The 22,307-nt window shown below is 70.9% G+C and carries 21 protein-coding genes; 11 read left to right on the top strand and 10 right to left on the bottom strand.

Features of this window, described 5'->3' with window-relative positions; genetic code table 11:
* The first annotated feature begins 112 nt into the window (after nucleotides 1–112).
* The 3 genes from ACYVLJ_RS38190 (at nucleotide 113) to ACYVLJ_RS38180 (ending at nucleotide 2,977) form a co-directional block, all read left to right on the top strand.
* Nucleotides 113–1,297 (top strand): coiled-coil domain-containing protein, encoded by a 1,185-nt coding sequence (locus ACYVLJ_RS38190; protein ID WP_451979815.1) that lies wholly within the window; start codon nucleotides 113–115, stop codon nucleotides 1,295–1,297.
* Between the two features lie 93 nt (nucleotides 1,298–1,390).
* The gene (locus ACYVLJ_RS38185; RefSeq protein WP_451979202.1) at nucleotides 1,391–1,843 is read left to right on the top strand and encodes a universal stress protein; all 453 of its coding nucleotides are present in this window, start codon (nucleotides 1,391–1,393) and stop codon (nucleotides 1,841–1,843) included.
* 3 nt (nucleotides 1,844–1,846) lie between these two features.
* Nucleotides 1,847–2,977 carry an adenylate/guanylate cyclase domain-containing protein gene (locus ACYVLJ_RS38180; protein ID WP_451979200.1) on the top strand — a complete coding sequence of 377 codons (1,131 nt, stop codon included), beginning with the start codon at nucleotides 1,847–1,849 and terminating at the stop codon, nucleotides 2,975–2,977.
* A gap of 5 nt (nucleotides 2,978–2,982) precedes the next feature.
* On the opposite strand, the gene paaE is transcribed toward ACYVLJ_RS38180, so the two are convergent.
* Genes paaE through paaZ form a run of 6 tightly spaced genes read right to left on the bottom strand, consistent with a single transcriptional unit; the run spans nucleotide 2,983 to nucleotide 8,604 of the window.
* On the bottom strand, nucleotides 2,983–4,032 hold the full coding sequence (paaE, locus tag ACYVLJ_RS38175; protein WP_451979197.1) for a 1,2-phenylacetyl-CoA epoxidase subunit PaaE: 1,050 nt from the start codon (nucleotides 4,030–4,032) through the stop codon (nucleotides 2,983–2,985).
* A 1-nt stretch (nucleotide 4,033) separates the two neighbouring features.
* Nucleotides 4,034–4,522 carry a PaaD family protein gene (paaD, locus tag ACYVLJ_RS38170; protein ID WP_460442323.1) on the bottom strand — a complete coding sequence of 163 codons (489 nt, stop codon included), beginning with the start codon at nucleotides 4,520–4,522 and terminating at the stop codon, nucleotides 4,034–4,036.
* The gene (paaC, locus tag ACYVLJ_RS38165; protein WP_460442322.1) at nucleotides 4,516–5,373 is read right to left on the bottom strand and encodes a 1,2-phenylacetyl-CoA epoxidase subunit PaaC; all 858 of its coding nucleotides are present in this window, start codon (nucleotides 5,371–5,373) and stop codon (nucleotides 4,516–4,518) included. The genes paaD and paaC overlap by 7 nt, the downstream gene beginning before the upstream one ends.
* Nucleotides 5,370–5,654 (bottom strand): 1,2-phenylacetyl-CoA epoxidase subunit PaaB, encoded by a 285-nt coding sequence (gene paaB, locus ACYVLJ_RS38160; protein ID WP_247025279.1) that lies wholly within the window; start codon nucleotides 5,652–5,654, stop codon nucleotides 5,370–5,372. Before paaB ends, paaC begins: the two co-directional genes overlap by 4 nt.
* Entirely contained in the window at nucleotides 5,651–6,577 is a 927-nt protein-coding gene (gene paaA / locus ACYVLJ_RS38155; RefSeq protein ID WP_451979188.1) for a 1,2-phenylacetyl-CoA epoxidase subunit PaaA, read from the bottom strand. The genes paaB and paaA overlap by 4 nt, the downstream gene beginning before the upstream one ends.
* The gene (gene paaZ / locus ACYVLJ_RS38150) at nucleotides 6,574–8,604 is read right to left on the bottom strand and encodes a phenylacetic acid degradation bifunctional protein PaaZ (protein WP_460442321.1); all 2,031 of its coding nucleotides are present in this window, start codon (nucleotides 8,602–8,604) and stop codon (nucleotides 6,574–6,576) included. The genes paaA and paaZ overlap by 4 nt, the downstream gene beginning before the upstream one ends.
* Nucleotides 8,605–8,771: 167 nt before the next feature.
* Between paaZ and paaI the strand changes: the two genes are divergently transcribed.
* Genes paaI through ACYVLJ_RS38135 form a run of 3 tightly spaced genes read left to right on the top strand, consistent with a single transcriptional unit; the run spans nucleotide 8,772 to nucleotide 11,052 of the window.
* The gene (gene paaI / locus ACYVLJ_RS38145) at nucleotides 8,772–9,182 is read left to right on the top strand and encodes a hydroxyphenylacetyl-CoA thioesterase PaaI (RefSeq protein WP_451979182.1); all 411 of its coding nucleotides are present in this window, start codon (nucleotides 8,772–8,774) and stop codon (nucleotides 9,180–9,182) included.
* 2 nt (nucleotides 9,183–9,184) lie between these two features.
* Nucleotides 9,185–10,462, top strand: coding sequence for a phenylacetate--CoA ligase (gene paaK / locus ACYVLJ_RS38140; protein ID WP_460442320.1), 1,278 nt, complete (start codon nucleotides 9,185–9,187; stop codon nucleotides 10,460–10,462).
* Nucleotides 10,459–11,052: a TetR/AcrR family transcriptional regulator gene (locus ACYVLJ_RS38135; protein ID WP_460442319.1), complete on the top strand. Its 594-nt coding sequence runs from the start codon at nucleotides 10,459–10,461 to the stop codon at nucleotides 11,050–11,052. The genes paaK and ACYVLJ_RS38135 overlap by 4 nt, the downstream gene beginning before the upstream one ends.
* Nucleotide 11,053: 1 nt before the next feature.
* On the opposite strand, the gene ACYVLJ_RS38130 is transcribed toward ACYVLJ_RS38135, so the two are convergent.
* Nucleotides 11,054–11,365, bottom strand: coding sequence for a hypothetical protein (locus tag ACYVLJ_RS38130; RefSeq protein ID WP_451979174.1), 312 nt, complete (start codon nucleotides 11,363–11,365; stop codon nucleotides 11,054–11,056).
* A 194-nt stretch (nucleotides 11,366–11,559) separates the two neighbouring features.
* Between ACYVLJ_RS38130 and ACYVLJ_RS38125 the strand changes: the two genes are divergently transcribed.
* A complete protein-coding gene (locus tag ACYVLJ_RS38125; RefSeq protein ID WP_451979171.1) occupies nucleotides 11,560–12,231 on the top strand; it encodes a TetR/AcrR family transcriptional regulator in 672 nt (223 codons plus the stop codon).
* On the opposite strand, the gene ACYVLJ_RS38120 is transcribed toward ACYVLJ_RS38125, so the two are convergent.
* Complete coding sequence (locus ACYVLJ_RS38120) at nucleotides 12,152–13,207, bottom strand: AraC family transcriptional regulator (RefSeq protein ID WP_460442318.1); 1,056 nt, start codon at nucleotides 13,205–13,207, stop codon at nucleotides 12,152–12,154. The two genes, ACYVLJ_RS38125 and ACYVLJ_RS38120, sit on opposite strands and share 80 nt — an antisense overlap.
* Nucleotides 13,208–13,287: 80 nt before the next feature.
* Between ACYVLJ_RS38120 and ACYVLJ_RS38115 the strand changes: the two genes are divergently transcribed.
* The 3 genes from ACYVLJ_RS38115 (at nucleotide 13,288) to ACYVLJ_RS38105 (ending at nucleotide 17,578) form a co-directional block, all read left to right on the top strand.
* Nucleotides 13,288–14,385: a winged helix DNA-binding domain-containing protein gene (locus ACYVLJ_RS38115; RefSeq protein WP_460442317.1), complete on the top strand. Its 1,098-nt coding sequence runs from the start codon at nucleotides 13,288–13,290 to the stop codon at nucleotides 14,383–14,385.
* A 74-nt stretch (nucleotides 14,386–14,459) separates the two neighbouring features.
* Nucleotides 14,460–15,920, top strand: a complete 1,461-nt coding sequence (locus ACYVLJ_RS38110) for a flavin-containing monooxygenase (RefSeq protein ID WP_460442316.1) — start codon at nucleotides 14,460–14,462, stop codon at nucleotides 15,918–15,920.
* Nucleotides 15,920–17,578 (top strand): GMC family oxidoreductase, encoded by a 1,659-nt coding sequence (locus ACYVLJ_RS38105; protein WP_460442315.1) that lies wholly within the window; start codon nucleotides 15,920–15,922, stop codon nucleotides 17,576–17,578. The genes ACYVLJ_RS38110 and ACYVLJ_RS38105 overlap by 1 nt, the downstream gene beginning before the upstream one ends.
* A 208-nt stretch (nucleotides 17,579–17,786) precedes the next feature.
* Here ACYVLJ_RS38105 and ACYVLJ_RS38100 read toward each other — a convergent pair whose 3' ends face one another.
* Entirely contained in the window at nucleotides 17,787–18,203 is a 417-nt protein-coding gene (locus ACYVLJ_RS38100; protein ID WP_451979156.1) for a DUF6578 domain-containing protein, read from the bottom strand.
* Nucleotides 18,204–18,266: 63 nt separating this feature from the next.
* Entirely contained in the window at nucleotides 18,267–19,742 is a 1,476-nt protein-coding gene (locus ACYVLJ_RS38095) for a chitinase (RefSeq protein ID WP_451979153.1), read from the bottom strand.
* A gap of 145 nt (nucleotides 19,743–19,887) precedes the next feature.
* Between ACYVLJ_RS38095 and ACYVLJ_RS38090 the strand changes: the two genes are divergently transcribed.
* Nucleotides 19,888–22,254, top strand: a complete 2,367-nt coding sequence (locus ACYVLJ_RS38090; RefSeq protein ID WP_460442314.1) for a Tex family protein — start codon at nucleotides 19,888–19,890, stop codon at nucleotides 22,252–22,254.
* The last annotated feature ends 53 nt before the right edge of the window (nucleotides 22,255–22,307 follow it).

Here is a 22,307-nt window from a genome sequence, read left to right as displayed (position 1 = left end):
TTCCTCCCGCCGCACCACACCGCACGTTCGGCGCACCGCACGGGTGCTCACCCTTCCGTGACCCGGCTGCGACTACGGTAGGGCCATGAGCCTTGGCGATGAACGGGAGCTTGTGCCGCTGGGAGCCGGCTTCGACGTGGCGAAGCGCGGGTACAGCCGAGCGCAGGTCGACGAGCACCTCGAGCGGCTGGACGGCGACCTCAAGATGCTCACCGCCGACCGGGACGCGGCCATCGCGCAGGCCGGCGACCTGGCCCGGCAGCTGGAGATCGCGCGCGGCGAGATCGCGGACCTGCGCGGGCAGGTCGACCGGCTCGCCCAGCCGCCCACCAGCGTCGAAGGCCTGTCCGAGCGGCTGCAGCGGATGCTGCGCCTCGCGCAGGACGAATCCGCCGACACGCGCGCCCGCGCCGAAGCCGAGGCCGGCCACATCCGGGCCAAGGCCGAGACGGACGCGAGCGCCATGCGCGCCCGCTACGAGCAGCTGCTCACCGAGCTCGACCTGCGCCGCAAGGAGATGGAAGCCGAGCACCGCAAGGTCCTCGAGGATGCCCGCGCGGAGGCCAAGAAGATCACTGACGAGGCCGAGGCGGAGCGCAAGCGGCTCGACACCGAGTCGTCCGACCGCCGCACGAAGGTCGAAGAGGACTTCGAGATCGCGATGGCCTCGCGCCGCACCGAGGCGATGCGCGTGCTGGCCGAGCAGGAGGCCGCGAGCAAGGCCGAGGCCGCGCGCCGCGTCCAGGAGGCGACGCAGGACGCCGCCGACATCCGCGCGAAGGTCCTCGAAGAGGAGAAGGCCGCGAAGGCCGACATCGAACGCCGTCAGCGGGAGTCCGTCGCCGAGGCGAACAAGCGCCGGCAGGACTCGATCACCGAGGCGAACGCCCGGCTCGCGGAGGCCGCCGACGAAGCTCGGCGCCGCGTGACCACGGCGACCGACGAGTCGAACCGGCGTATCACGCAGGCCAACGAGCGCGTCGACGCCCTGCGCAAGGTCCGCGGCGGGCTGGCCGAGCAGGTCCGCGCGGCGCGAGCGGTGCTGGCCGAAGCGCACACCGTCCTCGGCGACGACGTGAAGGTGCCCGCGGACGTCACGGCCGACCTGAAGGGCAGCGACCTGAAGGCGGAGAAGCCGGCGGCCGCCGAAGACACCGAGAAGACGGTCCGGACGCCCGACGTCGAGGAGACCATCCGGATCCGCGCCTCGGACGTCCCCAAGCCGAAGCCCGCGCCCAAGCCCGCCCCGAAGCCCGCTCCGCGGCCGAGCGGAGCGCAGAAAGCGACTGGCGAGTAACCTTCCACCCGACACGGGCGCGGACGAGCCTGCGCGGTCGGTCCCGACCGGCTATCGTCCCTGCTCACGCGGGATCACCTGGAGGTTTTGCGCATGGGTGCGGCATATCGGACCGTGGTGGTGGGCACGGACGGCTCGGAGTCCTCGTTCGCGGCGGTGGACCGCGCGGCGGCGGTGGCCGGCGACGCGGGCGCCACGCTCGTCATCGCGTGTGCGTACTACCCGGCCAGCAAGTCCGACGTCGACAAGGCCCAGGACGTCCTCGGCGAAGAGGCGTACCAGGTCGTCGGCTCGGCCCCGGCCGAGGACACGCTGCAGTCGGCGCGCGACCGGGCGACCAAGGCCGGCGCGGCGAAGATCGACACGATCGCGGTGAAGGGCGACCCGGTCGACTCGCTGCGCAAGGTCGTGCACGAGCGCGAGGCCGACCTGCTGGTGGTCGGCAACCGCGGGCTCAACACGATCGCCGGCCGGATCCTGGGCTCGGTGCCGTCCGAGGTGGCACGCAAGTCCGGCGTGGACGTGCTGATCGTCCACACGACCTGAGCCGTGACCGACCCGAGCGAGGAGCTTCAGCAGCGGCTCGAACGCGTCCTGCTCGGCGGCAGGCGGAAGTACACCCGGCTCGAAGTGGCCGAAAAGGCCGGCGTGCCCGATGAGCGGTCACGCCGGCTTTGGCGCGCGCTGGGCTTCGCGACGGTCCGCGACGACGAGGTCGTCTTCACCGACGCGGACGTCGAGGCGATGCGGACGGCGGACCAGCTGGTCCAGTCGGGGCTGATCGACCCGAGCATCGAGGTCTCGGTGACGCGCGCGCTCGGCCAGCACCTGTCGCGGCTGGCCGAGTGGCAGGTCGACATGCTGTGGGAACTGATCCGCGAGCAGCCGGAGCTGGGCCGCAACGAGCGTCAGGTGACGCGCCTGGTCGACCGGCTGCTGCCGGAGCTCGAACGGGTCCAGAACTTCGTCTGGCGCCGGCATCTCGCGGCGTACGCGGGCCGGGCGTTCGCGGCCGCGGGCGACAACGTCGAGGCGCGCACCGAAGTGGTCGGCTTCGTCGACATGGTCGGCTACACGAGGCTGACCCGCCAGATCGACGAAGACGAGCTGAGCCGCGTGCTCGACGCGTTCGAGACGCTGGCGACGGAGGTGATCGCCGAGCACCACGGCCGCGTGGTGAAGATGATCGGCGACGAGGTCCTGTTCGTCGCGGACTCGGCGGCCGACGCGGCGGAGATCGCCCTGACCCTGACCGAGCGGACGTCGGCGGACGAAAGCCTCCCGGCGGTCCGCGCGGGCATGGCGTCGGGCCGCATCCTGTCGCGGTTCGGCGACGTCTACGGCTCGGTGGTCAACCTGGCGGCCCGGCTGACGTCGGTGGCCCGCCCGGGCACGATCCTGGTCGACAAGGAGCTGGCGACCGAGCTGAAGGACGAGAAGGAGTACGAGCTGCGCCCCCGCCGGCCGGTGACGGTCCGCGGCTACAACCGCCTCCGCCCGGCAGCCCTGCGACGCGCCCGCGAGGCCCCGACGGGACGGTTCGCGAGCTCCCAGCAGCTGGCGGCGGAGATGCTGGGGCTGACGGATCCGACGGCCAAGCCCGTGGAGGAACCGGAGATCGCGCCCGAGGACGAAGTGACGGAGCGTCCCCGCCGTCGCCGGAGACGCCGCATCCTCTGAGCCGCTCAGGCGTCGAAGTCGACCGTGACGGTCTCCGAGACCGGGTAGGACTGGCACGTCAGCACGAAGCCCGCCTCGACCTCCGCCTCCTCCAGCGCGAAGTTCCGCCGCAGGTCGACCTTGCCCTCCGTGACCCGGGCGCGGCACGTGCCGCACACCCCGCCCTTGCACGCGAACGGCAGGTCGGGCCGGAACTTCTGCGCGCCGTCCAGGACCGATGTCGAGCGCGGCAGGGTCATCGACGACGAACGGCCGTCCAGGACCACGCGGACCTCCGACGACTCCCCCGCCACCTGCGGGTCGAGGTGGGTCACCGGCTCCGGCGGGGTGTCGACGTAGAACAGCTCCTGGTGGATCCGCGCGCGCGGCACGTCCAGGGACGCCAGCAGTTCCTGAGCGCCCGTCACCATCTCGAACGGGCCGCACAGCCAGAAGTGGTCCACAGTGGACACCGGCACCAGCGTGTCGAACAGCTGACGCAGCTTCGGCACGTCCAGGCGGCCTGTGAACAGTTCCGCCTCGCGCGGCTCGCGCGAGAGCACGTGGATCAGTTCCAGGCGGGCCGGCGCGCGGTCCTTCAGGTCGGCCAGCTCGTCCGCGAACATCACCGTGTCCGTGCGGCGGTTGCCGTACAGCACCGTCACCGTCGCGTCCGGCGTCGCCAACAGCGACGACACGATCGACAGCACCGGGGTGATGCCCGAGCCCGCCGCGATCAGGACGTGGTGGCCGCCGGCCGCCAGGTCGGGGGTGAACGACCCGGTCGGCGTGGCCACCTCGATCGTGTCGCCCGCGCGGACCTCGTTCACCAGCCAGGACGAGAACAGGCCGTCCGGCACCAGACGGACGCCCACCCGGGGAGCCGCGCCCGCCGCCGCGCAGATCGAGTACGACCGGCGCTCGTCACGCCCGTCGACCGCCCGCCGCAGGGTCAGCGACTGGCCCGGCTTGAAGGCGAACTCGGCCGACAACGAGTCGGGCACGTCGAACGTCACGGCGACCGCGTCGTCGCACAACCGCGTGACGCCCGCGACCTTCAGGGGATGGAACGCCACCTTAAATCTCCTTGACGTGCTCGAACGGCTCGGCGCACGACCGGCAGCGCCGCAGCGCCTTGCACGCTGTCGCGCCGAAACGGGACTGCTCTTCCGTGTCGGCGGAACCGCAGTGCGGGCAGACGACGCGCGACACCGGCGCCGACAGCGTCAGCGGGATCGGGCCCGACCGCCGCGGCGCCGCGCCCGGCGGGGCGATGCCCGCCGAGGCCAGCTTTTCGCGGCCCGAAGCCGAGATCCAGTCCGACGTCCACGCCGGCGAGAGCTGCGTGCGGATCTCGACGTCCGCGTAGCCCGCCGAAACCAGCGCGTGCTCCAGGTCGTCGCGCATGGTGTCCATCGCCGGGCAGCCGGTGTACGTCGGCGTGATCGCGACGACCACCCGGCCGTCCTCTTCGGCCACCGAACGCAGCACGCCCAGGTCGGCCAGGGTCAGCATCGGCAGCTCGGGGTCGGTGACCGTGGCCGCGACCGCCGCCGCGGTCACCACTTCGCGTCCGGCATGGCCCGGGCGACGCTCTGCAGCTCCGCCAGCAGGAACCCCAGCTGCTCGGTGTGGACGCCGTCGCGGCCCGTCCGGCCCGAGACACCCGCCAGTTCACCGACCGTGGGACGGGAAAGCGTGGCGGCCGCGAGGGCCTGGTCCAGCACCGCGTCGAACTCCGGCCGCAGCGAGGCCGCGTCCACGAGTTCCACGGCGTGCGTGCGGAACAGCTCGCCGACGTACGGCCAGACCGCGTCGAGGCCTTCCTGCATCCGCTCGTGGGACAGCTCGGTGCCGTCCCCGAGCCGGACCAGCCACTGCGCCGCGTAGTCGCGGTGGTAGGTCAGCTCCTTGACGCCCTTGTCCGCGATCGCCGCCAGCACCGGGTCCACCGACGTCACCAGCCGCTGGAACAGCGCCAGCCGCCACGTCGAGAAGACGAACAGCCGCGCGATCAGGTGCCCGAAGTGGCCGCCGCCCAGCTCGGCGAGCCGGACGTTGCGGAACTCGTTCTCCACGCGCTGGAACGCGTAGGAGTCCTCGGACCGCCCCGAGCCGTCCGCCTTGCCGGCGCGCGCGAGCAGCAGCCGCGCCTGGCCGAGCAGGTCGAGGCCGATGTTCGCGATCGCGACCTCGTCCTCCAGCTCGGGCGCGTTGGTGCACCACTCCTGCAGCCGGTGGGAGAAGACCAGCGCGTCGTCGCCCAGCATCAGGCAGTAGGCCGCGAGCCGAGCGCCGTCCACTCCGGACGGCACCGAAGTGTCCACTCCGGACAGCGGGTCCTCGAAGCCGGTGCCGAACGCCCAGCGGGCGTCGTTCTCCTCGGTCAGCGACTCGTAGACGTTGTCGAAACTCATATGTGCGGCACCTCCTCGGGGATGTCGTAGAACGTCGGGTGGCGGTAGACCTTGTCGCCGCTGGGCGCGAAGAACGGGTCCTTCTCGTCCGGCGACGACGCGGTGATGTCCGCTGCCCGAACGACCCAGATCGACACGCCTTCGTTGCGGCGCGTGTAGAGGTCACGCGCGTGGTGCAGCGCCATCTCGTCGTCGGCCGCGTGCAGCGAACCGACGTGCACGTGGTTCAACCCGCGCTTCCCGCGGACGAACACCTCGTACAGCGGCCAGTCGTGCTTCATCGCGAACCCTTCTTCTCGGCGTGCGCCACCGCGGCTTCACGCACCCAGGCGCCGTCCTCGTGCGCGCGGCGCCGGTGCGCGATCCGCGACGCGTTGCAGGGGCCGTTGCCCTTCAAGACGTTCTTGAACTCGTCCCAGTCGACCGCGCCGAAGTCGTAGTGCTCGCGGTCGGGGTTCCACTTCAACGAAGGGTCCGGGAACGTGACACCGAGCGCCTCGGCCTGCGGCACCGACATGTCGACGAAGCGCTGCCGCAGCTCGTCGTTGGTGTGGCGCTTGACCTTCCAGGCCATCGACTGCGCGGTGTTCGGCGAATCGGCGTCCGGCGGGCCGAACATCATCAGCGACGGCCACCACCAGCGGTTCACGGCCTCCTGGACCATCTCCCGCTGCTGGTCCGTCCCGCGCATCATCGTCATCAGCAGCTCGTAGCCCTGCCGCTGGTGGAAGGACTCCTCCTTGCAGATCCGGATCATCGCCCGCGCGTAAGGCCCGTAGGACGACCGGCACAGCGGCACCTGGTTGCAGATCGCCGCGCCGTCGACCAGCCAGCCGATCACGCCGACGTCGGCGAAGGTCAGCGTCGGGTAGTTGAAGATCGACGAGTACTTCTGCTTGCCCGTGATCAGCTTGTCGGTCAGGTCCGCGCGGTCCGCGCCCAGCGTCGCCGCCGCCGAGTACAGGTACAGGCCGTGCCCGGCTTCGTCCTGCACCTTGGCCAGCAGGATCGCCTTGCGCCGCAACGACGGCGCCCGCGTGATCCAGTTGCCCTCCGGCTGCATGCCGATGATCTCCGAGTGCGCGTGCTGCGCGATCTGCCGGATCATCGTCTTGCGGTAGCCCTCGGGCACCCAGTCGCGCGGCTCGATGCGCTGGTCGCGCTCGATGACGGCCTCGAACTGCTCCTCCAGAACGGCGGTCACGACTGCTCCTTCGCGACGAGGGTCAGGACGTCGTACTTGGCGACGGACTCGCCGTCGGCGTTGGTGACGTCGGCGTCCCAGCGGACCTCGCCGTACTCCTGGTCGATCCGCGGGGTGATCTGCTTGGCGGTCAGGGTCACGGTCAGCGAGTCGCCGACCTTGACCGGCGTGAGGAACCGCAGGTTCTCCAGGCCGTAGTTGGCGAGCACCGGGCCCGGCTCGGGCGAGACGAACAACCCGGCCGCGAACGAGACGACCAGGTAGCCGTGCGCGACGATCCCGCCGAACAGCGGGTTCGCGGCCGCGGCCTCGGGGTCGGTGTGGGCGTAGAACGTGTCGCCGGTGAACTCGGCGAAGTGGTCGACGTCTTCCTGGCTGACCGTGCGCGGCCCGGCGACGACGGAGTCGCCGATCTTCAGCTCGGCCAGCGACTTGCGGAACGGGTGGACGTCGCCTTCGGTGCGCGGCGCGCCGGTGACCCAGCGGCCGGTGACCGCGGACAGCACCGCCGGCGAGCCCTGCACGGCCGTGCGCTGCATGTGGTGCAGCACGCCGCGGACGCCGCCCATCTCCTCGCCGCCGCCCGCGCGGCCGGGGCCGCCGTGGACGAGCTGCGGCATCGGCGAGCCGTGCCCCGTCGACTCCTTCGCGTCGTCGGCGTCCAGGACCAGCAGGCGGCCGTGGTACGGCGCCGCGCCGAGGACGACCTCGCGGACGAACTCCTTGTCCGCGCTGACCACGGACCCGGCCAGGCTGCCGCCGCCCCGGGCTGCCAGCTCGACGACCTGCTCGGCGGACGTGTACGGCAGGAGCGTCGAGACCGGGCCGAACGCCTCGACCTCGTGCGGCTCGGAGCGCTCCGGGTCCGCCTTGAGCAGCACCGGCGAGAGGAACGCGCCGCGCTCGGCGTCCGCGTCGACCACGGAGACGTTTTCCGGGTCGCCGAACACGACGCTGCCCGCGTCCAGCAGCGCCTTCAGCGACCGCCGGACCTCTTCGCGCTGCTCCAGGCTGGCCAGCGCGCCCATCCGGACACCCTCGGCCGCCGGGTTGCCGACGGTCACCTTCGCGAGCCGCGCCGAGGCGGCCTCGGCGACGTCGTCCAGCAGCGCGGCCGGGACGAACGCGCGGCGGATGGCGGTGCACTTCTGGCCCGCCTTGACCGTCATCTCCGTGGTCAGCTGCTTGACGAACAGGTCGAACTCGGTGGTCCCGCGCACCGCGTCGGGTCCGAGGATCGAGCAGTTCAGCGAGTCGGCCTCGGCGTTGAACCGCACCGAGTTCCGCACGATCGCCGGGTGCGCGCGCAGCTTCTGCGCGGTGGACGCCGAGCCGGTGAACGACACCAGGTCCTGCGCGGTGACGTGGTCCAGCAGGTCGCCGACGCTGCCCGCGACGAACTGCAGCGAGCCCTCGGGCAGGATCCCCGACTCGACGATCAGCTCGACCAGCCGCGCGGTCAGGTACGCCGTCTGGCTCGCCGGCTTGACCAGGCTCGGCACCCCGGCGAGGAACGCGGGCGCGAACTTCTCCAGCGGACCCCACACGGGGAAGTTGAAGGCGTTGATCTGCACGGCGACACCGCGCAGCGGCGTCGCGATGTGCTGGGCGACGAAGGTGCCCTCGCGCGACAGCGGCTCGACGTTGCCCTCGACGTAGACGGTGTCGTTCGGCAGCTCGCGCTTGCCCTTCGAGGCGTAGCTGAACAGCACGCCGATGCCGCCGTCGATGTCGAACTTCGAGTCACCCAGCGTGGCACCGGTGCGCGCGGAGAGTGCGTACAGCTCTTCGCGGTGTTCGCGCAGGTGCGAGGCCAGGGCCTTCAGCAGCGCCGCACGCTGGTGGAACGTCAGCTCCCGCAGCGCCGGGCCGCCGACCCGGCGGCCGTACGCCAGTGCACCCGCGAAGTCGACACCCGCCGAGGAGATCCGCGCGACCTCCTCGCCCGTGGCCGCGTCGTGCAGGGGAACGCCCGCCTCCGACGCCGTGTGCCACTCCCCGGAGACGTAGCTGCGCAGCAATGCCATCAGGTCCGACCTCTCCACCGAATTACCTACCGGACGTTCAGTAATTCCATGGTAGCGGCTGGACCCGGAGATCGGAAGAGGCGGCGCTTGACACGGCCCCCGGGCCCTGCCTTTACTGAGCGGCACCGCAGGTGACCGTCCATTCGGTCAGTCAGGACGGAGGGCGCATGACCAACGCCGCGCACACCATGTTCGCCGCCGACGAGGCCTCCCGCGCACTGGGCATCGAACTGGTCGAAGCGGGCGACGGCCGGGCCGTCGCGACCATGACGATCACGGGCGCGATGGTCAACGGCCACGACATCGCCCACGGCGGTTACGTCTTCCTGCTCGCCGACACGGCCTTCGCGTGCGCGTGCAACACCCACGGCCCGGTGACGGTCGCCGCCGGCGCCGAAATCTCCTTCGTCGCGGCCGGCCGGCTCGGCGACCACCTCGTCGCCACGGCCACCGAGCGCACCCGCTACGGCCGCAACGGCATCTACGACGTCACCGTGCACCGGGAGACCCCCGCGGGGCCCGAAGTCGTCGCCGAATTCCGCGGCCGCAGCCGCGCCATCTCCGCGAAACGGGACTGACCATGATCGAGGCGAACATCGGCGCGGACGAGCTGGCCGCGCTGCAGCTCGAGCGTCTGCAATGGACGCTAAGACACGCCTACGCGAACGTGCCCGCCTACACCCGGAAGTTCGACGCGGCCGGCGTGCACCCGGACGACTGCAAGGAGCTCGCCGACCTGGCGAAGTTCCCGTTCACCACGAAGCAGGACCTGCGCGAGAACTACCCGTTCGGGATGTTCGCGGTGCCGCAGGACCAGGTGCGCCGCATCCACGCCTCCAGCGGCACCACCGGCAAGGCCACCGTCGTCGGCTACACCGAGCAGGACATCGACACCTGGGCGACGGTGATGGCCCGGTCGATCCACGCCGCGGGCGGCCGTCCGGGGCACAAGGTGCACGTCGCCTACGGGTACGGCCTGTTCACCGGCGGCCTGGGCGCGCACTACGGCGCGGAGAAGCTGGGCTGCACGGTGATCCCGGCGTCCGGCGGGATGACGGCACGGCAGGTGCAGCTCATCACCGACTTCAAGCCCGAGATCATCATGGTGACGCCGTCGTACATGCTGACACTGCTCGACGAGTTCGAGCGCCAGGGCGTGGACCCGCGGGCCAGCTCGCTCAAGGTGGGCATCTTCGGCGCCGAGCCCTGGACCGAGCAGATGCGGGCCGAGATCGAAGAGCGGTTCGCGCTCGACGCCGTCGACATCTACGGGCTGTCCGAGGTGATGGGCCCGGGTGTCGCGCAGGAGTGCGTCGAGACGAAGGACGGCCTGCACATCTGGGAGGACCACTTCTACCCCGAGGTGATCGACCCCTTCGACGAGCACGTGCTCGAGCCCGGCGAGACCGGTGAGCTGCTGTTCACCTCGCTGACCAAGCAGGCGCTGCCGATCATCCGCTACCGCACCCGCGACCTGACGGCGTTGCGCCCGGGCACCGCGCGGCCGGCGTTCCGGCGGATGGACAAGGTCACCGGCCGCACCGACGACCTGATCATCCTGCGCGGGGTCAACGTCTTCCCGACGCAGATCGAGGAGATCGTGCTGCGCACGGACGGGCTCAGCCCGCACTTCCAGCTGGTCCGGTCCACGCGCGGGCGGCTCGACCACCTGACCGTGCTGGTCGAGGCCCGGCACGACGCCTCTTCGGCGGACCGGGAGGCGGCCGCCGCCTCGCTGATCTCGGGCGTCAAGGACGGTGTCGGCGTCACGGTGTCGGTCGACGTCGTCGACCCGGACACCCTCGAACGGTCCATGGGCAAGATGCGGCGCATCGTCGACCAGCGGGAGAAGCCGTGACCACACCGCGGCGCGGGCGCCCGGGCTACGACCTCGAATCGCTGCTGCAGGTGGCGGTGCGGCTGTTCAACGAGCGCGGCTACGACGGCACGAGCATGGAGGACCTCTCCCGCAAGCTCGGCATCACGAAGTCGGCGATCTACCACCACGTGCCCAGCAAGGAGGAACTGCTGCGGCTGGCGGTGGACCGGGCGCTGGACGGGCTGTTCGCCGTCGCCGCGGAGACGACCGAACTGGACGGCGGCGCGATCGACCGGCTGGAGCACCTGGTGCGCGGCAGCGTGCTGGTACTGGCCGACCGGCTGCCGTTCGTCACGCTGCTGCTTCGCGTGCGCGGCAACACGAAGGTGGAGCGGGCGGCGCTGACGCGGCGTCGCGAATTCGACCGGTTGGTGACCGACCTGGTGAAGCAGGCGGAGGCGGAGGGCGACCTCCGCCCGGACGTCGACCCGGCGGTGACCGCGCGGCTCGTCTTCGGCATGGTCAACTCCCTGATCGAGTGGTACAAGCCGCGGCGGGGATCGTCCGCGACCGAAGTGGCGGACGCGGTGTGCAAGGTGGCGTTCGAAGGCCTGCGCACGGTGTCGTGAGTCATTCACCCGCGGCCTGTGGCGGACGGCCCGCCTGCCAGAGGAGGGCGTCGCGCAACTGGCCGATCAGGCGTTCGTCGTCCGCTTCGGACGGGTCGATGCCGAGCGGGATCCAGCGCTCGGAGACTTTCGACCCTTCGTCGTAGCTCGTGATCACGATTCCCGAGTAGGACAAGGACTCTTCGTCCGCGCAGTCGCCGTCGGGCAGCGGCTCGTCCGCTTCGAAGCCGTCGTCGAAGCTGACGTGGCGATGCTGCAGGCGGACGCTCACCCAGCGTCCGGCCGGCCGGATCGGCGCGTCTTCTTCGGTCATCTGCTCCTACCCCCGGTCGCGGGTCCCTGCCGTCTCGTCGCATCCGGGTGCCGGGAAGTTACCGGCGGGTTGTTCCGGTTGCGTAACGACAAAGGTTGGCGCGAAACACCGCTTGCCCGCCACCGGAAGTCACTCTTTTGACAACGGGTCAACTACTTGTTGACAGGGTGCCGATCCCCCGCGAGGCTGGGCGGGTGACCAGTGGGACCCGGCCGCGGCGCCGCCGCCTCGAACCCGCCGAACGGCGTGCGGAAATCCTCGCCGCCGCCCGGCACCTGTTCGGCGCCGGCAGCTACGCGTCGGTGTCCACTTCGGACATAGCGGAGGCCGCCGGCGTGGCGCGCCCGCTCATCAACCACTACTTCGGCGGCAAGCGCGAACTGTACCTGGAAGTGGTACGGCAGCTGATGATCGTGCCCGCACCGGTCACCGAAGCGCTGCCGGACACCACGATGGAGCAACGGCTGGCGATCGGCGTCGAGCGGTGGATGGACGTCGTGGACCGCAACCGCGACGCCTGGCTGACCGTGATCGGCCCCGAATCCGCGGGCCGGGACCCCGAAATCGAGCGAATCATGCTCGAAGCCGACGAAGTGGCCGCCGATCGCGTGCTCGAAGCGGCGTTGATGAGCGACGTCACCGAAGGCCGGGAAGAGCTGCGCGCCATGATCCGGTCGTTCGGCGGGATGCTGCGGGCGGCGTCACGCGAATGGCTGATCCGCGGCACGCTCGACCGCGCGGCGCTGCGCACCTTCCTCACCGACTCGATCCTCAACCTGCTGAAGGTCACCTACCCGGCGGTGCTTGCCGAGCGGCCCGGAAGCGACGGGCGAACGCCGCCGGCGTCATCCCGGTCCAGCGCTTGAACGCGTAGATGAAGCTCGACGCTTCGGCGTACCCGAGCCGGTACGCGACGTCCTCGACCGACAGCACGCCGGTGTCGAGCAGCTCTTCGGCCAGCGTCTGGCGGACTTCGTCGACCAGCGCGCGGTAGCTGGTGCCGGCCTCGGTCAGGCGCCGGCGCAGCGTCCGCGTGCTGAGCGTCAGCTGGCGGGCGATCTCGTCCATGCCGGCGTCGACGCCGCCGAGGCGGACCAGGCGTTCGCGCACTTGCTGCGCGATGCCCGAACGCCGGCGTCTGCGCTCGACGAGCACCTGGCACTGCGCGGCGCAGAGGGCGACCGTCTGGTCGTTGGCCTGCGGCAGCGGCCGGGTCAGCAGCGCCGGGTCGAGCGTCGCGCGGCAGGCGTCGGCACGGAACCGCGGCTTCAGGCCGAACGTCCGCTCGTAGGCGTCCACTGTGGACGGATCGTGCCGGAAAGTCAGCTCCTGCGGCGCGATCTCCGGCAGGAGGTCGCGCATGACGGAGAAGATCGCGGCCAGGTCGCGCAGCACGAGGAACCGGGCGACGTCGCCGGGCACGCGGCTGTCGTCGAGCTCCAGCGTCAGCCGGCCGGGTTCGAGCTCGACGTGCGGGATGCAGAACGCGAAGCTGAGGTCGAAGTAGCGCAGTGCGAACAGCATCGCGTCGCGCAGGGTCGGGCTGCTGATGCAGGCGAAGCCGAAGATGCCGAAGGTGCTGACGCGGTAGCGGCGCCCGAGTTCGAGAGCCGTGGCGTCCGAACCGTCCAGCTCCGCGAGCGCGCGGACGACGGCCAGCTCCTGGCGCGCGTCGACCTGCACCGACGGGTCGGCGAGCAGCTCCGGCGAGAGCGTCGTGGCGGCGAGCAGCTTCCCGTCGGGCAGCCCGCGGTCGGCGGCGAAGCGGGTCATCAGCTCGATGCTGGCGGTACCGCGCGGGAAGTCCCAGTCCCCGACGGCGGGCGCGGCGAGCTCGGCCATGGCCGGAAGTATGGATGACGGCCGATCCGGCGTCGAATCGAGGACCGGAACTGTCCGGGGTGATCGTTAGGGTGACGAGCGTGGAGACGTTGAGCCGGCGGGCCCTCACCCGCGCGACGCTGGAGCGCCAGCTGCTGCTGCGCCGCGTGAAGATGTCCGCGTACGACGCCGTGGCACACCTGGCGGGGCTGCAGGCGCAGGCGCCGTTCCCGCCGTACTACGCGCTGTGGTCGCGGCTGCACGGGTTCCAGCCCGCCGAGCTGGCTTCGCTGCTGGAAAGCCGACAGGTGGTGCGGATCGCGCTCATGCGCGGCACGGTCCACCTCGTGACGGCGGCGGACGCCCTGGCGTGGCGGCCGGTCGTCCAGGTGCTCTACGACCGCGACCTCAAGACGAACACGCTGCACGCGCGCGAACTCGCCTCGCTGGACCACGCCGAGGTCGCCTCGGCGGCGCGGGAGCTGCTCGCCGACGCGCCGCTGTCGGGCACCGCGCTGGGTGCCGAACTGGCGAAGAAGTGGCCGGGCAGCGCCAAGGCGTCGCTCACGCACCTCGCGCGGGGATGCCTTCCGCTGGTCCAGGTCCCACCCCGGGGCGTCTGGGGCAAAGCGGGCCAGACGACCTACGCGTGCCTGGACGCATGGGTGGACTCGCCGCTCGCGCCGCCTTCGCCGTCTTCGTTGATCGAGCGGTACCTGCGCGCGTTCGGACCGGCTTCGGTGGCCGACGTGCAGGCGTGGGCGGGCATCACCCGGCTGGGCGAGGTGGCAGCTTCGATGGACCTGCGGCGCTACCGCGACCCGGACGGGCGCGAGCTGCTGGACCTGCCGGAGCTGACGATCCCGGACGAGGACGTCCCGGCGCCACCGCGGCTGCTCGGGCCGTTCGACCAGATGATCCTGTCGTACGCGGACCGGACGCGGATCGTCTCCGACGAGTACCGCAAGCGGGTGATCACGCAGAACGGGCTGGTCAAGGGCACCTTGCTGGTGGGCGGGCAGGTTCGCGGGCTCTGGGAGATCACGACGTCCCGCAAGGCCGCCGTGGTCGACCTTTCGCCGTTCGAGAAACTGCCGAAGCGCGACCTGGCGACGTTGGAGAGCGCGGCCTCGCGGCTGGCCGACTGGGCGGAGCCGGCTGCGGAAACGCGGGAAGTGCGCGTCCACCCGCCGGCGTGACGTGGCCGGAATTCTCGATCGAGTGACCGTTCGTGGCCTGTTGTCACAGGCCCCTGCTGCGTAGCTTTTCCGGCATGAGTAGTTCGGCGAAGGAGCCGTCGGTGCTGATCGTGGGCACCGGGTTCGGCGGCATCGGGACGGCGGTCGAGCTGAAGCGCGCCGGGTTCACCGGCTTCACGATCCTCGAGAGCGCGGACGCGCCCGGCGGGGTCTGGCGGGACAACACCTACCCCGGCGCCGCCTGCGACATCCCGTCGCCGCTCTATTCGTTCTCCTTCGAACCGAACCCGCGGTGGCCGAAGCGCTTCTCGCACCAGCCGGACATCCTCGCCTACCTGCGGGGCGTCATCGCGAAGTACGGCCTCGAACCCCACATCCGCTACGGCACCGAGGTCACCGGGGCATCGTTCGACGAGGAGCGCGGCGTCTGGCGCGTCGAAACCACGGGCGAAACGTACGAGGCAAACGTTTTCGTCCCCGCCGTCGGCCAGCTGTCCCGGCCGGTTCTGCCCGACATCCCCGGCCGCGAAAGCTTCGCGGGCGACGCCTTCCACTCCGCGCGCTGGGACCACGACGTCGACCTCGCCGGCAAGCGCGTCGCGGTCATCGGGACCGGGGCCAGCGCCGTCCAGTTCGTGCCCGAGCTGCGGAAGCACGCGAAGCACGTCACGGTCTTCCAGCGCACGCCGCCTTACGTGATGGCGAAGTCGGACCCGACCTACCGGCGGTGGCAGCACTGGCTGTTCGAGCACCTGCCGCCGACGCAGCTGCTCGGCCGGCTGCGGATCTTCCTGCTCGCCGAGTACGCGACGTACGCGATGACGCGTCACCCCGTGCTGGCGAAGATGTTCGAGCTGCGGACCGCGCAGCTGCGCCGCCGCCACATCAAGGACCCGGAGCTGCGCGCGAAGCTGAAGCCGGCCTACCCCCTGGGATGCAAGCGGATCCTCTTCACCAACGACTACCTGCCCGCGCTGGCCCAGCCGGACGTCGACGTCGAGACGCGGCGGATCTCGTCGATCACGCCGCGCGGCGTGCGGGTCGAAGACGGGACCGAGCTCGAAGCGGACGTCCTGGTCTACGGCACCGGGTTCGCCGCAACGGAGTTCCTCGGCCGGATGGAGGTGACCGGCCGCGGCGGCCGTTCGCTGCGGGACGCCTGGTCCGGCGGCGCGCGGGCCTACCTCGGCATGGCCGTGCCCGGGTTCCCGAACATGTTCTGCGTCTACGGGCCCAACACCAACCTCGGCGCCGGGTCCATCATCTACATGATCGAGCGGCAGGCGCGGTACATCCGCCAAGCCGTGGAACGGCTGGCGCGGCCCGGAGTGTCCTTCGTGGAGGTCCGGCCCGAGGTCGAACAGCGCTACGACGACGAAGTGCAGCGGCGGCTCGGCCACAGCGTGTGGAGTGCCTGCACGAGCTGGTACCGCCAGGCCGACGGCCGCGTCACGACCAACTGGCCGGGCCTGGTCACCGAGTACGACCGCCGGACCCGGCGGCTCGACGTGGGCGACTACCGGGTGGTGGCGTGATGGACTACGACGTCCTGGTGATCGGCTCGGGGTTCGGCGGCAGCGTCACGGCGTTGCGGCTGACCGAGAAGGGCTACCGCGTCGGCGTGCTGGAGACCGGCCGCCGGTTCGCCGACGACGAGTTCGCGAAGACGTCGTGGCGGCTGCGGAAGTACCTGTGGGCGCCCGCGCTGGGGTGTTTCGGCATCCAGCGGCTGACGCTGCTGAAGAACACGTTCGTGATGAGCGGCTCCGGCGTCGGCGGTGGTTCGCTGGTGTACGCGAACACGCTGTACGAGCCGCCGGACAAGTTCTACGAAGACCCGCAGTGGGCGCACATCACGGACTGGAAGTCCGAGCTGGCGCCGTACTACGACCAGGCGAAGCGGATGCTGGGCGTGGTCGAGAACCCCGCGACGACGGCCGCGGACCGGGTGCTCCGGGACGTGGCCGAGGACATGGGTATCGGCCACACGTACCGCCGCACGCCGGTCGGCGTCTACTTCGGACAGTCCGGAGTGGACCCGTTCTTCGGCGGCGCCGGTCCCCTGCGTTCGTCGTGCACCTTGTGCGGCGAGTGCATGACCGGGTGCCGGGTCGGCGCGAAGAACACGACCGTGAAGAACTACCTGTACCTGGCCGAGCAGGCGGGCGCGGTGGTGCACCCGCTGACGACGGCGGTGTCCGTCCGGCCGATCGACGGCGGCTACGCGGTGGACACGCGACGGACCGGCGGCTTTTCGCGGCGGACGTTCACCGCGACGCAGGTGGTGTTCTCGGCGGCTTCGCTGGGGACGCAACGGCTGCTGCACCGCATGCGGGACACCGGAACCCTTCCGCACGTCTCCCCGCGGCTCGGGCTCCTGGCCCGCACGAACTCCGAGGCGGTGCTGGCGGCGCGGTCGCTGCGCGAGGACACGGACTATTCGCGAGGCGTCGCGATCACGTCGTCGATCCACCCGGACGCGGTGACGCACGTGGAGCCGGTGCGGTACGGGCGCGGCAGCAACGTGATGGGCCTGATGGCGACGGTGCTCGTGGACGGCGTGCCGGGCCGCAAGCGCTGGGTGCTGGGGTTGCGCGAGCTGTGGCGTTCTCGCCGCGACCTGCTGCGCATCCACAACCCGCGGCACTGGTCGGAGCGGATGATCGGGCTGCTGGTGATGCAGACGCTCGACAACTCCGTGACGACGTACACGAAAAGAGGCCTGTTCGGCCGCCGCATGACGACCCGCCAAGGCGCGGGCGCGCCGTCCCCGGAGTGGATCCCGGCGGGCCACGAGGTGACCCGCCGGGTCGCTTCGAAGATCGGCGGACTCCCGCAGGGTGCGTGGACGGACATGCTGAACACCCCGATCACGGGCCACTTCATCGGCGGCTGCACGATCGGCGACTCCCCCGCGTCGGGCGTGGTCGACCCGTACCAGCGGCTGTACGGCCACCCGGGCCTGCACGTGGTGGACGGCTCGGCCATCACGGCGAACCTGGGCGTGAACCCGTCACTGACGATCACGGCCCAGGCGGAGCGGGCGATGGCGTTCTGGCCGAACCGCGGGGAAGCGGACCCCCGCCCGGCGTTGGGCACGGAGTACCGGCGAGTGGCGCCGGTGGCCCCGAAGAACCCAGCGGTGCCGCCGGAGGCCCCCGGAGCGTTGCGGCTGCCGATCATGCCGGTGTAGCAGTTCCCCGTCCCCGGGCGACTCAGGGCAGGTGAACCGGCCCGAGCCGGTTCCCGAGGAGACCGGAGGCCCGACGTGACCGTGACCCGCCACCCGAACGCGTCCGGGCCACCACCGCGCCGGTCCGAGGAGAAGTGGAAGACCATCGGCCAGGTCCTCGCGGTCGTCTCCGGTCTGCTGACGGTGGCCACCAGCCTCTTGGCCCTGCTCACGGCGAATACGACTCGTGCCGAGACGAGACCGAGAAGTGACCGAGTTCGACTTCGACGAGGTACCCGCGGAAGGACAACCCGTCGCTCTCGGGCTCGCGGCCGTCGGCTCGCTGAACCGGGCGCAGGACCGTGGAATCCTCGACGTGGACGAGCCACTGCGGGTTCTCCGGCGACGGCCGGAGCCGGTGGTGCACCGCGTCGATGCTGCGCACCACCGCCTCGACGGGATCGCCGCTCTCGGAACCGTGGTGCTCCTCGGCGTACGGCACGCGCGCGGCGGCCTCCTCGCCGAGCACCTCGCCGAGGGAGTCCGGATCGGACGCCACCAGGTGCCAGCGCACGCGTGAACCCACCGAGAACGGTTCGCCGCAGCACTGCAGTTGCCAGTCGTCCACCCAGACGGTCGTCTCCACCAGCGCAGTATGAAGAAGGCCCTCCCGGCCGCGCTTCCGGGAGGGCCTTTCCTCAGCGCACGGTCACGGCAGGCCCGCGAGGCCGGCCGACACCGTGTTGGCGAACCCGTACCCCGACGTCGCGTCCCAGTTGATCGACCACGTCATCGCGCCGCGGATCGACGGGTACGTCGCCGACGGCTTGAACGAGCCGCAGGACGTCCCGCGGGCCAGGCAGTTCAGCGCCGACACCGTGTTCGCCGGGGCCTGGTAGCCGCCGCCGGCTGCCGAGGACGACGCCGGGAGGCCCAGGCCCACCTGGTCCGCCCGCAGGCCGCCCTGGAGCTGGATGCAGGCCAGCGCCGTCAGGAAGTCGACCGTGCCCTGCGAGTAGACGTTGCCGTTGCAGCCGTTCATCGAACCCGAGTTGTAGTACTGCATGTTGACGATCGTCAGGATGTCCTTGATGCCCAGCGCGAGCTGGAAGTAGCCGCCCTGCGTGGACTGCATGTCGATCGTCTGCGGGGCCATCGTGATGACCTTGCCGCCGCCGTTGTAGATGCTGCGCAGCGCCTGGCCCATGTACGTCGCGTTGATGCCGTTCTCGAGGTCGATGTCGACGCCGTCGAAGCCGTAGTTCGAGATCAGCGTCTTGACGCTGTTGGCGAAGTTGTTCGCCGACGTCGAATCGCTGACGCTGATCGTGCCGTTCTGGCCGCCCACCGAGATGATGACCTTCTGGCCGCGCGCCTGGACCGTCTTGATGTCCGCCTTGAACTGCGCGTCCGTGTAGCCGCCGAGCTGGGACGACAGGCCCGAGTCGAGCGTGAAGCTCACCGCGCCCGGCGTGCCCGTGGCGTCCGCGAAGGACACCGCGATGATGTTGTACGTCGTCGGGACGTCCGCCAGCTTCAGCGCCTTCGCGCCGTTGTAGAAGTTCTGCCAGTAGCCCGTCAGGACGTGCTTCGGCAGGTCACTCTGCGTCGGCGGCGGCGTGGTCGTCGTCGGCGGAGTGGTGGTGGTCGGCGGGGTCGTCGGCGTGGTGGGGGTGGTCGGCGTCGTCGGCGGCGGGGTGCCCGGGCCGTCGAGGCTGACGTCGTCGGCGTAGTACGTCGGCTGGCCGTACCAGCCGTGCAGGTACACCGTCAGGGACGTGCTCGAGCCGGTCGTGAAGCTCAGCGACAGCTGCTGGTAGCCGCTGGTGCCCGGCGTCCACGTGCTGGTCGTCGCCGAGCCGGAAACACCCAGGTAGACGTAGCTGCCCTGGACCCAAGCCGACAGCTTGTACGCCGTGTTCGCGGAGACGGTCAGCGTCTGCGAGCACTGCGCGTTGTCCGACGACGTCGGCGTCGCGCTCAGCGCGCGGCTGCCGCTGTGGACCGGCGTGCTCACGGCGGTCGGCACCGCGGTGCACGTCCAGCCCGTGGTGCCGGCCTCGAAGCCGGGGTTGGCCAGGATGTTCGCCGCCGAAGCGTTGCCGGCGAGGACGAACGTCACGCCGAGACTCAGCGCGACCACGGAAAGTAACGACAGGAGTGCTAGACGAACCTTGGGGACCACGGGCGACCTCCACGACGGTGGTGAGGCAGGTCACCACAAAATGGACTAGACCAATCTGATTGTCAAGGAGCCCCATCCGAAAGTCGGGGCGGCCGAAACGGCAGAATGAGACGATCGGAACCAGGCGAAGCGGGAGCGTGTAGCAGTGAGCGTGTCGGTCGAGCAGAAGATCGCCGAAGAACTGGGCGTGCGCGAAGGACAGGTCAAGGCCGCCGTCGAGCTGCTCGACGGCGGTTCGACCGTGCCCTTCATCGCGCGGTACCGCAAGGAAGTCACCGGCATGCTCGACGACGCGCAGCTGCGCACGCTCGAGGAGCGGCTGCGCTACCTGCGGGAGCTCGACGAGCGCCGGCTCGCCGTGCTGGAGTCGATCCGGAGCCAGGGCAAGCTCGACGAAGCCCTCGAGGCCTCGATCCTGGCCGCGGACACGAAGTCGCGCCTGGAGGACATCTACCTCCCGTACAAGCCGAAGCGCCGCACGAAGGCCATGATCGCGCGCGAAGCGGGTCTCGAGCCCCTGGCCGACGGCCTCCTCGACGACCCGACGACCGACCCGCAGGCCGCGGCCGCGGTGTTCGTCGACGCCGACAAGGGCGTCGCGGACGCACAGGCGGCGCTCGACGGCGCCCGCGCGATCCTCGTCGAGCGCTTCGCCGAGGACGCCGACCTGATCGGCGAGCTGCGCGAGAAGATGTGGGGCCAGGGCCACCTGGTCGCCAAGGTCCGCTCGGGCAAGGAGGAAGAAGGCGCGAAGTTCTCCGACTACTTCGACTTCTCCGAGCCCTACACCAAGCTCCCCTCGCACCGGATCCTCGCGATGCTGCGCGGCGAGAAGGAGGAGGTCCTCGACCTGACGATGGCGCCCGAGGAGCCCTCCGACGAGCCGCAGGTGGGGCCGACCGAGTACGAGCAGCGCATCGCCGCGAAGTTCGGCATCACGCAGCAGGGCCGCCCGGGCGACAAGTGGCTCGGCGACACCGTGCGCTGGGCGTGGCGCACCAAGATCCTCCTGCACCTGGGCATCGACCTGCGGATGCGGCTGCGCCAGGCCGCGGAGGACGACGCCGTGCGCGTCTTCGCGGCCAACCTGCGCGACCTGCTGCTCGCCGCCCCCGCCGGCACCCGCGCCACGCTGGGCCTCGACCCCGGCTTCCGGACCGGCGTCAAGGTGGCCGTCGTGGACGCGACCGGCAAGGTCGTCGACACCCACGTCATCTACCCGCACCAGCCTGCGAACAAGTGGGACCAGTCCATCGCCGAGCTCGCGGCGCTGTGCGCGCGGCACCAGGTCGAGCTGATCTCGATCGGCAACGGCACGGCGTCCCGCGAGACGGACAAGCTCGCCCAGGAGCTGATCAAGAAGCACCCCGAGCTGAAGCTGACGAAGGCCGTGGTCTCCGAGGCGGGCGCTTCGGTGTACTCGGCGTCGGCGTTCGCTTCGCAGGAACTGCCGACCATGGACGTCTCGCTGCGCGGCGCGGTCTCGATCGCGCGACGGCTGCAGGACCCCCTGGCCGAGCTGGTGAAGATCGACCCGAAGTCGATCGGCGTCGGCCAGTACCAGCACGACCTCTCCGAGGTGTCGCTGTCGCGCTCGCTCGACGCGGTGGTCGAGGACTGCGTGAACGCGGTCGGCGTCGACGTCAACACGGCGTCCGCGCCGCTGCTGACCCGCGTCTCGGGCATCACGACCGGGCTGGCCGAGAACATCGTTTCCCACCGCGACACGAACGGGCCGTTCCGCTCCCGCGTGGCGCTGAAGGAGGTCGCGCGGCTCGGGCCGAAGGCGTTCGAGCAGTGCGCGGGCTTCCTGCGCATCCCGGACGGCGACGACCCGCTCGACTCGTCCTCGGTGCACCCGGAGGCGTACCCGGTGGTCCGGCGCATCCTGTCGACGACCGGCACCGACCTGCGCTCGCTGATCGGCAACACCCGGACGCTGTCCTCGTTGAAGCCGGCGGAGTTCGTCGACGACACGTTCGGCCTCCCGACGGTGACGGACATCCTGGCCGAGCTGGAGAAGCCGGGCCGCGACCCGCGCCCCGCGTTCAAGACGGCGACGTTCGCCGAGGGCGTCGACAAGATCGGCGACCTGAAGCCCGGGATGCGGCTCGAAGGCGTCGTCACGAACGTGGCGGCGTTCGGCGCGTTCATCGACGTCGGCGTGCACCAGGACGGCCTCGCGCACGTCTCGGCGCTGTCGAAGAACTTCGTGAAGGACCCGCGGGAGGTCGTGAAGCCCGGGGACATCGTTAAGGTCAAGGTGCTCGACGTCGACGTGCCGCGGAAGCGGATTTCCCTGACGCTGCGGCTGGACGACGAGCCGGGCGCGCCGTCCGGCAACCGCGGCGGCGGCCGGGACCGCGGCCAGGGCGGGGGCGGCGGCGGTCAGCGTCGCGGCGGCTCCGGCGGCGGCCAGCGCGGTGGTGGCGGCGGCCGGGACCGCGGCGGCAACTCCGCAGCGAGCGGCTCCATGGCCGACGCCCTGCGGCGAGCCGGGTTCGGCAAGTAGGACAACGGCGGAAGGCGGGTCATCCTCGGGTGGCCCGCCTTTCGTGTGGCGGC

The sequence above is a fragment of the Amycolatopsis stemonae genome (genome assembly GCF_054781455.1).
This window is presented reverse-complemented; position numbering and strand designations above follow the sequence as displayed.

What these genes read in the sequence shown, in the direction of transcription:
- ACYVLJ_RS38185 (WP_451979202.1), top strand. Translation starts at nt 1,391, where the DNA reads ATGGGTGCGGCATATCGGACCGTGGTGGTGGGCACGGACGGCTCGGAG.
- paaC (WP_460442322.1), bottom strand. Translation starts at nt 5,373, where the DNA reads ATGAGTTTCGACAACGTCTACGAGTCGCTGACCGAGGAGAACGACGCC.
- paaB (WP_247025279.1), bottom strand. Translation starts at nt 5,654, where the DNA reads ATGAAGCACGACTGGCCGCTGTACGAGGTGTTCGTCCGCGGGAAGCGC.
- paaZ (WP_460442321.1), bottom strand. Translation starts at nt 8,604, where the DNA reads ATGGCATTGCTGCGCAGCTACGTCTCCGGGGAGTGGCACACGGCGTCG.
- paaI (WP_451979182.1), top strand. Translation starts at nt 8,772, where the DNA reads ATGACCAACGCCGCGCACACCATGTTCGCCGCCGACGAGGCCTCCCGC.
- paaK (WP_460442320.1), top strand. Translation starts at nt 9,185, where the DNA reads ATGATCGAGGCGAACATCGGCGCGGACGAGCTGGCCGCGCTGCAGCTC.
- ACYVLJ_RS38130 (WP_451979174.1), bottom strand. Translation starts at nt 11,365, where the DNA reads ATGACCGAAGAAGACGCGCCGATCCGGCCGGCCGGACGCTGGGTGAGC.
- ACYVLJ_RS38120 (WP_460442318.1), bottom strand. Translation starts at nt 13,207, where the DNA reads ATGGCCGAGCTCGCCGCGCCCGCCGTCGGGGACTGGGACTTCCCGCGC.
- ACYVLJ_RS38110 (WP_460442316.1), top strand. Translation starts at nt 14,460, where the DNA reads ATGAGTAGTTCGGCGAAGGAGCCGTCGGTGCTGATCGTGGGCACCGGG.
- ACYVLJ_RS38105 (WP_460442315.1), top strand. Translation starts at nt 15,920, where the DNA reads ATGGACTACGACGTCCTGGTGATCGGCTCGGGGTTCGGCGGCAGCGTC.